Source organism: Flagellimonas meridianipacifica, from assembly GCF_003001695.1.
Lineage (GTDB): Bacteria > Bacteroidota > Bacteroidia > Flavobacteriales > Flavobacteriaceae > Flagellimonas > Flagellimonas meridianipacifica.
Genome location: NZ_PVYX01000001.1, coordinates 1529322 through 1543692, shown reverse-complemented (window position 1 = coordinate 1543692; position 14371 = coordinate 1529322). Strand labels below are relative to the sequence as shown.

Below are 14371 nucleotides of genomic sequence, written 5' to 3'. Positions count from 1 at the left end.
CTTGTTTATTTTAGGATTGTTTATCTGAAGATTACCGAAGTCCATTTAAATGGAACAACATGCCAGTCTCCGGTGCCTTCTTGTTTGAATACTTGATTGTTTTCAGTAAATACCCGTATGGCAACAATTGGGATACTTCCTAAACTTCTTTCCTCTTTCATTGGTCCAAGGTTTTCTTGTATCGATTTCTTCCCATATTGAAGATTCCCAACTTGATACCCACTTGGCTGGTAAATCCGTTAATCCGGTCTATAGGACTATCTGTCAATTCGATTTTACTCGAGAAACGGTATTTTACACCCGCCTCAATTTGGACAAATCTTGATATATTAAAAAGTGCACTTACCCCGGGTTCCAACACAAATACGGCATCAACATCATCGTCATCAATATCGATGTCCACATCATTGTCAATATCATCACGACTTACGTAGCCAACTGCTCCACCACCAATGAATAATGGAAATGATAGGCTCACACGGGATCTTCCAAAAAGTATGGGTTCTAAATGAAAACCAGCATAGCCAGCAATCAAATCATCATTTTCTCCCGACCTTGGATTAAAGATGTCTTGACGGGAGTACAATCCCTTTGCCAAAAAACCTACCTCAAATTGCCGGTTCGCCACATAGGCTACCTTAAACGTACCCACGTAGGTGTCCTCTCCTTCAATTTCACCATACCCCATGGCAATACCTAGATAAACACCATGCACCACATTCCTTCGGTCATTAAAAGTGATATATTTCTCATCATTGTCTTGAGCCTTTGTAAAAAGCCCAAAAAGCAGAAAGATTAAAAGTGGAATTGTTGTTTTTTGATTGTTCATTTTGCTTAGTGTATTGATTGATTTTTTCTAAAGACAAAGCAACTTTTAAAAGGTTGCATTTCCTTTGACTTTTTTAATCATTTATTGTTACAATTCCTTTGATCCCATTTATAGAGATGAGTCCTGCATTATCATCGCCATAGGTCGCCTCAATTTCACGAAGTCTTCGACCCTTGTCCAAAACTGTGGAGTTTACATTCTCAAAACTTTTGGGTAAACGGACCACACCCTGCTCCAAAGTAGCCCTAAACCGATGGGAAAAACCTGATACATTTAAGGTTATTTCGGAAGATTCTTGCTCAAACGATATCTCTGATTGGGGCTCAATGAACTGGGTTATCCGAAAATCAGCAATCTTGGTATCCAAATTAACTTCCTTCATCAAACGTTGAATGTTTAGCGTGCTGAACTTCAAGGTACCATACACTGAACCTATCTCGGCTATGGCAATGTCATCCTTGTTTGAATAGATTTCCAGGGTCTTCACTGAAGTAATGTCCATATCGGTTCCACTACTATTAAGGCGAAGACTATTGGAGTTTTCCATTTCCAACTCTCCATTTTTAAGGTACAAACTGGCATATTCCAAATCTTGTGTACGAACCTTTCCAAATTTTAAGATAACATCGGCCTTATTGAGGTCTTCTGTTACCCATAAATCCCCGTGTTCCACTAAGGCATTCAGAGGTCCGCTCCAACCTTCTATTATCACATCACCAAATCTATTGGTTACGCGAAGTTCTGCTTTGGAAGGCATGAACACTTCGTAATCTATCTGCACATGGCTCCGGTCAAAATCTACCGGGTTTGTCTTATTAAAAAAATCAGCGAACCAGCCTGTGTTTTTTTTCCTGATCTTAGAAACCACCCCCACATAATTGGTGCCCGATTTGAACTCGGGGTTGATTCGACTTAGTAGACTTTGGGCATTATCCTTTTTTCTATGGTTAACATGTATGGAAACCTTTATGGCCACCTTATCCTGTTCCCACCCCGTAATGTCTATGTTACCATATTTGTTCTCTATCTGAAATTCCCCTGCATCGGAGAGTTCAAAACTCCTTTCGACTGTTTTGGACACCCTTTCCTGTGCGGTTCCCAAGTATGCTGAAAACAGCATGAAAGCCATCCAAAATGCTATTTTATAACGTGTATCCATACTCTTTATCCACTTTTTTAGAATCGTTAATCTGTCTCAATAAATTTTCAATAAGCTCAATCCGCTTTTTATAGTTGGCAACTATGGCCTCCAATACCTGTTCATTGTCCAAGTTGCTTCCCATTTCTTCGCGAAGTGCTTCGTATTCCAAATCCAACTCATCCATGAAAGACAAAAACTCAACTTTATCCTCTTCGGTAAGGTTAGGGTTCTTTCGGACCAATTCCACTTGATAGGACACCAAATTTTGATAGTGCATATCAATATCCATCAACTCTTTGGAAACGTATTGGGTTTCATTGGAGTTCACTCCCAATGAAGACAAAAAGATTATTCCAGCAAGACCAAACAAAAGAACTACGCTTGCAGCAACGCGGAAAGCCGGTCTTTTCCAAAGTGGAATTACCTTAGGTTCTTCTTTCTGGAGCTCTGCCGAGATATTGGCCCACAGTTTCGCACGGTCTGCTTTGTGCTCATCAAACTGGCCTGCATTGTCTCGAATATGTTTTTCAAAATTGTCCATTACAATTCGCTTATGATTTCCAATAATTTTTTCTTCGCCCTGTGATATTGCGACTTTGAAGTACTTGTCGATATCCCCAAAATCTCTCCAATCTCCACATGATCATACCCTTCTATTAAGTAGAGGTTAATAATTTGTCGATAACCATCAGGTAGTACGGCAATGCCTTTTTTTACCTTTTGGATATCCACCTTATCAACTTCTACAGATTCATCTTCAGTCAAATGAAACTCATGTGCTTCCATGGGTACTACAGCAATTCTTTTTGCTTTTAAATGGTTGATACTTTTATTGATTACAATTCTTTTGAGCCATGCTCCAAAACTGCTTTCATATTTGAACTTTTCAAGGTTCCTAAAGGCATCAACAAAACTGTCCTGAATAATATCCTCTGCATCTTCCTTACTTCCCAAAAAACGATATCCCACATTGAACATGGCATCCACGTATAGCGAATAGAGCTCATACTGCGAACCTTGAATGCCCTTCTTGCATTCTTCTACCAAGTTTTTATGTGTAAAACGGACGTCGGTTTCCAAAGTTTAGGTTGATGCTTGCTGTGTTAAAGACAATATCAAAAGTAAAGGGTTGCACTCTAAGGGATAAAACTTTCAAAAAAAATGATTTTTCCAAAAAGAATTCAAAATCATGCAACCCTCGCTTTTCTGTTCTGTCTCTAGCTGTGAAAATTATTTGCAACCATAAACCATCAAAAAAAATGAACAGCAAAAAATCTTTAGACCCTATCAGCAAAACCCTAGTTTGGCTTTTATGGATCTACTTTATGGGTTGTGCACTGGCAACCGCTCAAACCAGCCATACAATCAGTGGCACAATTACCGACGGAAGTAATGGAGAAACCTTGTTTGGTGCCTCTGTATTTCTTGTGGGCACAACGATTGGAGGAATCACAAATGAGTACGGATTCTACTCCATTACCGCTCCTGAAGGTGAGTATGTTCTGAACATCTCTTATATAGGGTACTCAGATGTCAACATTAGCATCAACTTGAACCAGGACATCAATCAGGATGTAGAGATAACGGAGTTTTCCACAGAACTGGATGAGGTAGTGGTGACCGCCGAGGAACCGGAAAGGGCAATCCTTCGTAAGCCCGAAATGAGTGTGGTAAAAATGAATGTGGGTACCGTAAAAAAGATGCCCGTAGTATTGGGTGAAGTGGATATCCTTAAATCTCTGCAAATGCTTCCTGGGGTAACCAACAATGGTGAAGGAACCGGTGGCTTTCACGTGCGAGGTGGAGCACAAGACCAGAACTTGGTGTTGCTGGATGAAGCCATTATCTACAATACTTCCCATATGTTTGGGTTCTTCTCGGTCTTCAATGCCGATGCAATTAAAGACATGAAATTGTACAAAGGTGGAATCCCTGCGCGTTTTGGCGGTCGGGTCTCCTCGGTATTGGATATCCGTCAAAAAGATGGAAACAGCAAAAACTTTGCACTAACTGGAGGAATTGGATTAATCTCCAGCAGATTGACCGCCGAAGGACCAATCTTTGGTGATAGAGGTTCCTTTTTGGTAGCAGGAAGACGATCCTATGTTGATTTAATTTTGAAGGCTGCTGGAGAGGACAACAGTGTTACCTTCTATGACCTGAACTTAAAAACAAATTACAGCATCAATCGAAACAACAAATTGTTTCTTTCAGGATACTTTGGGCGCGATGCCTTTAATTTCAGCAACAACTTTGAAAATAGCTACGGCAATGCATCCGGTAATTTAAGATGGAACCATATTTTTAATGAGAAGTTATTTTCAAATTTATCCATCATTGCCAGTAGGTATGATTATGACCTAAACTTTGACCAGGAAGAGTTTGAATGGGTTTCTTCCATTACAAATTATAACATAAAATATGACCTCAAGTACTATTTAAGTGACCGTTTTTCATTGGATTTCGGCATCAACGGAATTTACTATGATTTTGACCCGGGGCAGGTACAGCCTACTGCGCCAACTTCACCCGTAAATCCACTTACTTTAGATCAAAAAAGAGCCTTTGAGAGTGGGGCCTACATAAGCGCGGAACATAAGTTTACCGATAGATTAACCGCACAATATGGCCTTCGGTACAGTGCTTTTTCTAGGTTGGGTGGACAGCCCATTACCGAATATGCCAACGGACAGCCTGTTGTTTATAATCCTACTTTGGGTATTTATCAGCGTGGCGTAGCCATAGGAGAAACTGATTTTTCAAGAAGCGAAGCCATAGAGACCTTTGGCAATTTTGAACCCAGAGTATCATTGGCCTATTTACTTGATGAAGACTCTTCGCTAAAAGCAGGGTTCTCAAGAGCAGCGCAATACATTCACTTATTAAGCAACACATCATCCGTTACCCCATTAGATGTTTGGACGCCGAGTGGCCCATTTATAGAACCCCAATTATCCAATCAATACGCTTTGGGTTATTTCAGAAATTTTATGGATAAACGCTATTCTTTGGAAGTAGAGACATATTACAAAACGGTGGATAATCGCATTGACTATATTGACGGGTCTGAGCTTATTGGTCAGAATACCATAGAAACCGAAATCTTGAACGGGGAAATGCGAGCTTATGGTCTAGAGGTACTGTTACGAAAAAATGAGGGCGATTTTACAGGGTGGATAGCCTATACGCTCTCAAAATCGGAGCAGCGCACTCTAGGAGGAATTGCTGGTGGGCCTGGAATCAATAATGGAGATTGGTACAACACGTTTTTTGACAGGACCCATGATATTTCCATATCAGGAGCGTATCGCCTTAATGACTCATGGAGTTTTGGAACAAATTTGGTTTTCCAAACAGGTAGACCCGTAACCTATCCCAATGGACAGTACCAGTACGAAGACTTGTCAATTGCCAGTTACGCTGCGAGAAATTCGGACCGTTTACCAGCTTATCACCGAATGGATGTATCTGTCAGTTATGTCCCGAAAAAGTATCGAAACAAACGCTTCAAAGGGGAATGGGTTCTAAGTGTCTATAACTTATATAATAGACGAAACGCAGCCGCCATTTCCTTTGGCCAAAATCTGGAAACCGGTGCCAATGAGGCAACCCGAACCGCAATTTTTGGCATAGTACCATCCCTCACCTACAACTTTAAATTCTAGCACATGAAAACCATATTAAAATTCACTTTAATAGTTATTATCATATTATCCTCTGCCTGCACAGATGTCGTAGATGTGGAAGTTCAAGATGGTCCCATTCGTTTGGTAGTGGAAGCATCTCTGGATTGGGAGAAAGGTACTCCAGGAAATAATCAAAGTATTCGCCTTAGAACCTCCACTCCCTTCTTTGAAACGAATACCACAACCGATGTAGTTGGTGCTACCGTAGTGGTAACAAATGATTCCAGCAATGAGGAATTTGTTTTTGAAGACCAAAACAATGGAGAATATTTGACCACTGGTTTTGAACCTATTATGGGGCAATCCTATACTCTTCAAATTGAATATAATGGAGATATATATCGTGCCACGGAGACCATGACCCCGGTAACGGAAATCACCAATGTTTTCCAAGATCGTATTGATGGGTTTGATGATGAGGAATTGGAAGTACATGTTGTATTCACCGACCCCATTGAAGAGGGGAATAATTATCTTTTCAGATTCAAACGCCGTGGAGATTTATTACCCGATTTGGAAGTGGCCGAAGACGAGTTCATCAATGGTAATGAAATTGACTGGTGGTATGAGATTGAAGAGGACGAGGACCAAAACATTCTGCCATTTATGCCCGGTGATGTCGTTGACATTGAAATGTATGGCATTTCCCGTGATTATTACGACTACATCAAAATTCTTATTTCACAATTAGGTGGTGTTGGCCTTTTTGAGGCAACTCCTGTTGCTGTTAGAGGAAATTGCATCAACGTGACAAATCCGGAAAACTATGCATTTGGGTATTTCCGTCTAACGGAGGTAGACAAGGCCAGTTATACATTTATTGAAGACTAGTTTAGGTTGGTTTTTTGCTTGGGAAATGTCGGGTTCCTTTGGGACCCGGCATTTCTATTGATGCAAAACAATGGAACTTTTGAAATTACTCCAGATTTACAATGATAAATTCCGACCTTCTGTTCAAATCATGTTCTTCATTTGTACATTTTACGCCATTGCTACAACCATTTAAGAGTAGTTTTTCTCCATAACCAATGGCACTTTCAATACGGTTTGCCTCAATTCCCTGGGAGACAATGTAATTACCGGTGGATTTAGCTCTTTGGTCAGATAGTTTTTCATTGTAACTATCACTACCTCTTGAATCTGTATGAGCCTCTATCTTGATGACCATTTTAGGATATTCCTTCATCACCTCAACAATCTTGTTCAACTCCTGGGCCGCATCGGGTCGAATATCAGCTTTGTTCAAATCGAAATAAATATTGTCAATTTTAATTTTTAAAACTCCATTTTCATTGACAATCAATTTGTTGAGTTCCTTTTCAATTTGCATGGGAACCGTATTGACAAAATCCTTTTCGTTTGTAGTACTGAAGTTTTCCTCGTTCGGGATGAATCCCTCCTTTCCAATTTTTAAAGTGTAACCGATTTCACAATCCAGAAATACTTCAAAACTAAAAGCTCCATAAGGGTCGGTGGTTGTATTACCCAACAACGTTCCATCAGATGTAAAAAGCTCGACTTGCGTATTTACCACAGGCTGGGCATTCGATTTGCGGACCACACTTCCTTTGACAGTTTGAGAGCATATTTCCTCTAACCGTTGGAACGAATAAATATCATCATCTCCTTTTCCACCTTTACGATTCGAAGAAAAGTATCCTCTATTGGTTTTTTCCCTGACTATGAAAGCAAAATCATCTCGATTGCTGTTTATGGGCTGTCCCAGGTTTATGGGGTCTTGAAAGGTTTGATTTTTTACTTCACTTTCAAAAACATCGAGTCCGCCCAATCCTAAATGACCATCGGATGCAAAATAGATTTTCTCCTCGGTCACAAAAGGAAACATTTCGCGACCACTTGTATTGATTGTTGGACCAAGATTTTTGGGTTGTGAATAATTACCATCTCTATCAATTTCCACGACGAAGATATCAGTGCCCCCAATACTTCCCGGCATATCCGAAACAAAATACAAGGAACGACCATCTGGGCTTAAGGCAGGTTGTCCTACAGAATATGTTTCGCTATTAAAAGGGACTTCTTCTGCTTCCGTCCATTCTCCCCCTTTGAGTTCTGATCTATACATCTTTAGGTGATTGGTTCCTTCATCATCCCGACCCAGTTCACTAGCGGTGTAATTGTTTCTGGTGAAATACATAATATTTCCCTCTGGAATAAAACTGGCGACAGCTTCGTGATATCGTGTGTTTAAAATCGGTGAAAAAGGAATCACCTCAGCCAAATCCGAACCCAAATCAATCGTATCCGCTATAAAGAAATCCAAATAAGGTTGTTGGTTCCATTCGTAGACCCGAGTTTCAAACTTTAATGAATCCCTACTGGACGAAAACACAATTTTGTCCTTATAGTAGGCTGGGCCAAAATCTGCGACCGGGGTATTTATCGCCAAATTTGAAATATAGAACTCTGGTTGCTTGTTGAGCAATTCGTCTAATTTTTCGTCATTATCTGCTAGCTGCTCTACAGAAAACTCAGAAGTATCCAACTTCTTGGTGTAAATTTTCATAATGGCTTTGGCCAATCTGTAATTTCCCACTCCCTTTAGCGCGTGTACATATCGAAATGCATATTCAGGTTCCAAGACCTTCTCATATTTTGAAAACAACAATCCGTACCATTTTACGGCATTTTCCATATCGGTGTTGAAGAAATACGAATCCCCAAGCCGCTGTAGAACATGCTGTGAATCATCTCCTTTGTTCGCCAAACTTTCATATTGCTTTGCCGCCCTAGCATAGAGAAGGTTATCAAAATTGGTATCTGCATCGTTGTACTTTAATTGAGCATGGATAAAACCCATGGCCAATAGAAAAAAAGCAGTTGAATATATTTTTATCCCTTTCATCTTAATAAAATCTAGGTGATTTAAGTCTTTTCTCAACCGTTTTGAATTCGTACCGTAGAAAGATTTCATGGGTTCCACTGGTGAAGTCTCCTAAATCCGAAGTGGTCAGGTCATATGCGTAGCCAACACTAAGGTCTGGTGATATTTGAACGCCCAGCAAAGCAGAAAAAGAATCATCCCAACGATAAGCAACACCAAAATTAAAAGTTTCCCGTAGCAGGGCATTGGCCGAGATATCGGCAATGACCGGTGCTCCAGGTACCCATTTTACAAAAAAGGCCGGTTTGAATTTTAAATCAGGCGTAAGGTCAATGATTTTACCTCCAATTAAAAAATAGTGCAGTCTTTCAGTTGCGATTTCTTGCTCCGCACCGTCATAGTGCTCCTCAGAGAAGAAGTTTGGAACGGCTAGACCAAGATAACTGGACTTTGTATGGTAGTATACTCCCGCTCCAACCGTCGGGAAGAATTTATTCTCAATATTGTTTTGAAAAGCTACGTCCGGGTTTTGAATGGTTCCTTCATTAAAATCCACATTAAACAGCCTTCCCCCTGCTTTAAGTCCAAAGGATAGTTTTCGATTGTCATCATCCAACTGAAGCGTATACGAAAAATTACCATCCACAAAAACCTCTGAAGAAGGACCGAGAGCATCATGGGAAAGGACTAATCCAAGACCCACATTGTTTCCCATAGGTCCATCAACAGCCAATACCTGGGTAGTAGGTGCCCCATTGATTCCAATCCATTGCGAACGATGTATTAAAAGAGCGGTTAAGTGACCCCGAGAACCTGCATAAGCTGGGTTTACGCTCAAGGTATTGTACATGTACTGCGTAAACTGAGGGTCCTGCTGAGCGGAGGCTGCCAATGTAATGAGACAGAAAAAAGGGAAAAGGATACCTTTACATTTCTTGCTCATTCGCTTAGTATATTTCGTTTTTTCGTTCCCCATCCCCTTATCTGTTTATGTATAACCAATCCGTTCTTGGCGATGAGCCGTCTCCTAAATCCAGCACATAGTAATATGTGCCTACTGGCAATTGCTGACCTTTCTGCACCGTGGCTCGCCCATTGGAAGTTCCATCCCAATCGTTGTTGTATGAGCGTTGTTCAAATACTATGTTTCCCCATCGGTTAAATACCTGGAGAACATTGTTGGGATATCTGGAAATACAATCTATTGTGAACGTCTCGTTCACACCATCTCCATTCGGAGAAAACTCATTGTACACGGTCAAGCATGAAGGTTCAATAAAAGCTTCCGCACGATCATTGGTGTCATTGGTATCAAATTGGTCTACGAATGACAGGCTTACAATGTTTAGGTAATCATCCTCATCCAGTACTTCAACGGTCAAAGTCAGGCTGGCCGTTTCCAGAGGGTCCAATCGGTCTACCTCCCAAAAACCAGAAGATTCATCATAAACTCCATTGTCCACTTGCGAGGAAATAAATCGATATCCAGAAGGGAGAGTCTCTTCGATACCGACATTCGTAGCGGTAGAACTTCCCTGATTGGAAACTGTAATTGTAAAGGTCACCTCTCCCCCAATTGTCGGAGTAGGATTGTCCACTGCTTTTAGTAGACCAATGTCCACGGTTTGGGGAGTAACTTGGACCGTAGCTTCATCGTCATCTGGGAGACCATCGTTCAAATCATCCTGGTCCAAACTACTGTTTGGGTTACTATCCGGATCTGCAAAATCACTTGCCGTTATTTCAGCAACATTCAAATATTCTTCAGTATTCCCTGTGGGTGGGTTTACCGTTGCCAAAATGATCAATGTTTCGGTAGTTCCATTGGGAATTGACCCATTTATTGACCATAGCCCCGTTGAAGGTTGATAAATCCCCGCTGTCGCCACCGCCGATTGAAATGTAAATCCTCCGGGAAGTACATCGGTAACCATAACGCCTGATACATCACTTGCGCCATCATTGGTCAAGTTCAATGCGAACTCAACTACATCACCCACATTTGGTGTTTGGTTGTCTACCGCTTTGGTCAAGGACAGGTCCGCTTGTCCATTGGGTACAGGAACAACCGTATCTTGATCATCTTCGGAAATTAGATTGTTATTTGGTGTAGAATCTGGGTCAAAGGTGTCCAAAGCAATCAGCTCGGCCGTATTGGCATAATTACCACTTTGAAGTACCGTAGCTGTAATCTGAAGGGTCTCCGTTGCTCCATTTGCCAAAGTTGCCAGAGCCCAAGCACCAGTAAAATTATCGTAAGTACCCAAAGACGGAACTGCGGCTACAAACGCATAGCCAGAAGCTAAAACATCTTCAATTACAAGATTGGTCGCATCATTGGGGCCTGCATTATTGACTGTAACGGTAAAAGTGACTTGATTCCCTACAGATGGTGTTAAATCATTTACAGTCTTTGATACAGAAATATCGGTCAATATCCTTGGGGTGGTAGATTGTTCATCTTGATCATCTTCAGAGAGCACATTATTTCCTGGTGAGGAATCGGGATCCTGCTGAATAACCGAAATAACCTCAGCAACATTCAAATAGTTTCCAGTGGGATTCACCACCGCGGTAATATTCAAAATTGTTGTACCGCCTCCTGCGAGGGTTACTATATTCCATTCACCAGTAGTTGAATTGTAGTTACCTCCTGAATCATCAGAAACATAGGTATATCCTGATGGCAATAGGTCCAATACTACCACTCCAGTGGCATCGCTTGGACCATCATTGACCAGGGTAAGGGTGAAGACCACATTGTCCAAAACATCAGGGAATTCGTTATCCACCGTTTTTTGCAAGCTCAAATCCGATGAAGGCAAAGGTGTTGTTCCCGCTATATCTTGGTCATTTTCAGCCAGTACATTATTGTTGGGTGTTGAGTTAGGGTCAAAATTATCGGAAGCAAAAACTTCGGACACATTAAAGTAATCCCCCGTTGGATTCACCAAGGCCCTAATATTCAAGGTCTCAGTAGTTCCATTTGGAATACCGCCATTTAATTCCCAGATGCCACTTACTGGATTGTACACTCCAGCAGTTCTTGAATTGGATACATAAGTATATCCTGAAGGAAGAAGATCAAGCACTTCAACTCCGGTGACATCACTTGGACCATCATTACTGATGCTGATGCTAAATATCACTTCATCCCCAACAAAAGGTGTCAGATTATCCACGGACTTTCTCAAGACCAAATCAGATACCGAAACAGGAACTGGATTTATGGTCTGTTGGTCATCTTCCGTATCATCGTTGTTGGCAGGTTGCGAATCAATATCCGTTTCGTTTAAATCCGTTAACTCAGCGGTGTTGGTATAGTCTCCGCTGGCAAGCACATTTGCCGTAATACTAATCGTCTCGGTTGCACCATTAGCGAGATTCCCTACGGTCCAAGAGCCATTTAAAGGCTCATAGACCCCGGTCGTTGGCGTCGCGCTTACAAAATCGTACCCAGAGGCTAAGAAATCGGTTACTACCACATTGGTCGCATCGCTTGGACCATCATTGGTTACCGATACTGTAAAAACAATAGGGTCCCCCACATTTGGAGTTAAATCATCTGCTGTCTTAGTTACTGATACATCCACTATTTGAACAGGATTGACAGAAGTATCATCCTGATCATCTTCAGCCGAGATTCCATTGTTCGGTGTGGAATCCGAATCCACTTGGTCTTGAGCCGTAACTTCAGCGACATTGGTGTAAATACCTGTCGTGTTTACGGTAGCTGTAATATTCAAAGTAGTAGAAGCTCCGTTCGTAAGGTTACCAACCGTCCAAACCCCGGATGTGTTGACGTATGCCCCAGCGCCATCATCAGAAACATAAGTAAACCCAGATGGCAATTGATCGGTTACTGCGACATTGGTCGCATCATTTGGGCCATCATTGGTAACGGTGAGTGTGAAAACCACATTAGTATTCACATTAGGATTACTATCATCAACAGTTTTCGATAATGAAAGGTCGACCACCGGAACCGGATTGACGGCCACATCGTCTTGATCATCCTCTGAGGATACTCCATTGCTAGGTGTTGAGTCGATATCAAAACCATCTGAAGCGATAACTTGTGAGGTATTGGTATATAAGCCAGAAGCATTAACCAAAACATCAATAATCAAAGTTTCTGAAGCCCCATTGGCGATGGTTCCCACCTGCCAAAATCCAGTTGTTTCATCATAGACTCCGCTAGTTGCACTATAGAGTACAAAATCAAATCCTGAAAGCAGTTGGTCAACCACCTGAACGTTGGTAGCGTCATCTGGACCGCTGTTCGTAACTGTAATTTCAAAACTTATTTCTTCACCCACATTAGGGGCAACATCGTTGTCCACCACAATTTTGGTCAAAGACAAATCTGCCTGTTGAGGTGTAGCAGTGATAGCGTCTTCATCATCCTCACTTTGATCACCATCATCATTATTTGGGATACTATCGGTATCAAATTGATCGCTGTTCGTTACTTCAGCTATATGCGTGAATTCTCCAGCTGTTCCTGTTGGGGTCTGAACGGTGGCATTAAACGTAAGATCGACATTTCCACTAGAAGCTATGCTTAGACCCGTCCATGAAACTGTGTTGGATACAAAACTAAAGGTGCCTCCATTGCTAATTGCTGAAATGCCACCATATCCCGAAGGGACAAGATTTTCTACGGAGACTCCAGTAGCATTTAAATCTCCATTATTTCTTATGTTAACCGTGAAAGTAACCACATCCCCAATACCAGGATTCAAATCGGAAGCACTAAGGTCAAGTTCCAAATCAACCCCTAAAACGGATATTTCCACGGTATCTGAAGCAGGAACACAAACTCCATCTGAAACGGTCCATTGAAAAACATAATCTCCCGCAGTAATTCCAAAAACTTCCGTGTTTTCATTGTTGGCATTATCAAAAGAAATACCTGTAGGCCCAGAAATTTGAGTCCATGTGCCTGTTCCAACCGTTGGAGTAGTGGCATTTAAGAAAACAGGGGTCCCCTGATTCAATGTCTGGTTTGGACCAGCCTCTGAGGTACATTGTCCGAAACCCAAATAAAAAGTGCCCAGAACGACCAGTAAAAACAAAGCAATGTTTCTGTTTTTGGTATGGTCTAAAATTTGAATCATAGTAGAATTGAGGTTGTTCTTACGCGTAAGAAGCTCTAAACATATCTTAAAATCAGTGTTAAAAAGAAAATATGTTGTATTTCATCGATCATTTGTGGTGAATGGTCTATTAATCGATGAATGATATTGCTCAATTTTAATCCCCTGTCTTCACAAGTAGTGCACAGAAGATCATTCTTAGCACTCCGTCCACATTTATTTCAGTTAAAACTGTAAATAAAAACAAATGCTACGACGAAATACCCTCAACTGTTTTGTATAAATAGATTTATGAAAAAATATTCTTTTTTATTAATCATTTCGGCATTCATACTTGTAGGGTGTGATGTTGGTGATGACTCCGTTTCCCTTTCTAACGAAGTACCACAATCTCAAGAGTGTGATTCAACACATCCTTTGGTAGGTGAATCCCGAGAACTTCCGGTCAGTACAACTTATGGTGTGCGAGGAACTGTCACCATTGTTTCAGACTGCGAAATTCGATTTACGAATTTCTTTTACAATGGTTTCGGCCCTGCTGTTAGTGTTTATGGTGCCAATAATGGCAACTTCGATGAGGGAATAAGCCTAAGTGAGCGTCTAAATGGTCGAAGATTCGAAGATGAGACATTAACTGTCTTCTTACCCGAAGGCAGGACCTTGGATGAAATAAATAGTTTTAGTATTTGGTGCTTTGAATTCGATATCGACTTTAGTTCAGTTAATTTTCAATAATATGGTATTGGATGTTTTTATTATTTTGATTCAGAA

At 41.1% G+C, this 14371-nt stretch carries 11 protein-coding genes; 3 read left to right on the top strand and 8 right to left on the bottom strand.

Annotation, left to right across the window (positions count from 1 at the left end):
* Positions 1-20 precede the first annotated feature (20 nt).
* The 5 genes from CLV81_RS20535 to CLV81_RS07105 form a co-directional block, all read right to left on the bottom strand.
* Complete coding sequence (locus CLV81_RS20535; RefSeq protein WP_158259087.1) at positions 21-161, bottom strand: hypothetical protein; 141 nt, start codon at positions 159-161, stop codon at positions 21-23.
* Complete coding sequence (locus CLV81_RS07120) at positions 158-829, bottom strand: hypothetical protein (protein ID WP_106144332.1); 672 nt, start codon at positions 827-829, stop codon at positions 158-160. The genes CLV81_RS20535 and CLV81_RS07120 overlap by 4 nt, the downstream gene beginning before the upstream one ends.
* A 73-nt stretch (positions 830-902) precedes the next feature.
* The gene (locus CLV81_RS07115; RefSeq protein ID WP_146129849.1) at positions 903-1988 is read right to left on the bottom strand and encodes a hypothetical protein; all 1086 of its coding nucleotides are present in this window, start codon (positions 1986-1988) and stop codon (positions 903-905) included.
* The gene (locus tag CLV81_RS07110) at positions 1972-2511 is read right to left on the bottom strand and encodes a hypothetical protein (RefSeq protein ID WP_106144330.1); all 540 of its coding nucleotides are present in this window, start codon (positions 2509-2511) and stop codon (positions 1972-1974) included. The genes CLV81_RS07115 and CLV81_RS07110 overlap by 17 nt, the downstream gene beginning before the upstream one ends.
* The gene (locus CLV81_RS07105; protein WP_245911947.1) at positions 2511-3050 is read right to left on the bottom strand and encodes an RNA polymerase sigma factor; all 540 of its coding nucleotides are present in this window, start codon (positions 3048-3050) and stop codon (positions 2511-2513) included. The genes CLV81_RS07110 and CLV81_RS07105 overlap by 1 nt, the downstream gene beginning before the upstream one ends.
* A 179-nt stretch (positions 3051-3229) precedes the next feature.
* On the opposite strand from CLV81_RS07105, the gene CLV81_RS07095 reads away from it, so the two are divergent.
* Together CLV81_RS07095 and CLV81_RS07090 are read left to right on the top strand one after the other, a co-directional pair.
* Positions 3230-5635 (top strand): TonB-dependent receptor, encoded by a 2406-nt coding sequence (locus CLV81_RS07095; protein WP_245911946.1) that lies wholly within the window; start codon positions 3230-3232, stop codon positions 5633-5635.
* Between the two features lie 3 nt (positions 5636-5638).
* On the top strand, positions 5639-6487 hold the full coding sequence (locus tag CLV81_RS07090; protein WP_106144328.1) for a DUF4249 family protein: 849 nt from the start codon (positions 5639-5641) through the stop codon (positions 6485-6487).
* A gap of 85 nt (positions 6488-6572) precedes the next feature.
* On the opposite strand, the gene CLV81_RS07085 is transcribed toward CLV81_RS07090, so the two are convergent.
* From CLV81_RS07085 to CLV81_RS07075, 3 genes are read right to left on the bottom strand one after another with little or no spacing between them, the layout of a single operon-like run.
* A complete protein-coding gene (locus tag CLV81_RS07085) occupies positions 6573-8522 on the bottom strand; it encodes an OmpA family protein (RefSeq protein ID WP_158259086.1) in 1950 nt (649 codons plus the stop codon).
* A gap of 1 nt (position 8523) precedes the next feature.
* A complete protein-coding gene (locus CLV81_RS07080) occupies positions 8524-9444 on the bottom strand; it encodes a PorP/SprF family type IX secretion system membrane protein (RefSeq protein WP_106144937.1) in 921 nt (306 codons plus the stop codon).
* Positions 9445-9481: 37 nt separating this feature from the next.
* A complete protein-coding gene (locus CLV81_RS07075; RefSeq protein WP_106144326.1) occupies positions 9482-13621 on the bottom strand; it encodes a T9SS type B sorting domain-containing protein in 4140 nt (1379 codons plus the stop codon).
* A gap of 270 nt (positions 13622-13891) precedes the next feature.
* Here CLV81_RS07075 and CLV81_RS07070 point away from each other — a divergent pair, with 270 nt between their 5' ends.
* The gene (locus tag CLV81_RS07070) at positions 13892-14335 is read left to right on the top strand and encodes a DM13 domain-containing protein (protein ID WP_106144325.1); all 444 of its coding nucleotides are present in this window, start codon (positions 13892-13894) and stop codon (positions 14333-14335) included.
* Positions 14336-14371: the final 36 nt, after the last annotated feature.

What these genes read in the sequence shown, in the direction of transcription:
- CLV81_RS07090 (WP_106144328.1), top strand. Translation starts at nt 5,639, where the DNA reads ATGAAAACCATATTAAAATTCACTTTAATAGTTATTATCATATTATCC.
- CLV81_RS20535 (WP_158259087.1), bottom strand. Translation starts at nt 161, where the DNA reads ATGAAAGAGGAAAGAAGTTTAGGAAGTATCCCAATTGTTGCCATACGG.
- CLV81_RS07115 (WP_146129849.1), bottom strand. Translation starts at nt 1,988, where the DNA reads ATGGATACACGTTATAAAATAGCATTTTGGATGGCTTTCATGCTGTTT.
- CLV81_RS07110 (WP_106144330.1), bottom strand. Translation starts at nt 2,511, where the DNA reads ATGGACAATTTTGAAAAACATATTCGAGACAATGCAGGCCAGTTTGAT.
- CLV81_RS07085 (WP_158259086.1), bottom strand. Translation starts at nt 8,522, where the DNA reads ATGAAAGGGATAAAAATATATTCAACTGCTTTTTTTCTATTGGCCATG.
- CLV81_RS07080 (WP_106144937.1), bottom strand. Translation starts at nt 9,444, where the DNA reads ATGAGCAAGAAATGTAAAGGTATCCTTTTCCCTTTTTTCTGTCTCATT.
- CLV81_RS07070 (WP_106144325.1), top strand. Translation starts at nt 13,892, where the DNA reads ATGAAAAAATATTCTTTTTTATTAATCATTTCGGCATTCATACTTGTA.
- CLV81_RS07120 (WP_106144332.1), bottom strand. Translation starts at nt 829, where the DNA reads ATGAACAATCAAAAAACAACAATTCCACTTTTAATCTTTCTGCTTTTT.
- CLV81_RS07095 (WP_245911946.1), top strand. Translation starts at nt 3,230, where the DNA reads ATGAACAGCAAAAAATCTTTAGACCCTATCAGCAAAACCCTAGTTTGG.
- CLV81_RS07075 (WP_106144326.1), bottom strand. Translation starts at nt 13,621, where the DNA reads ATGATTCAAATTTTAGACCATACCAAAAACAGAAACATTGCTTTGTTT.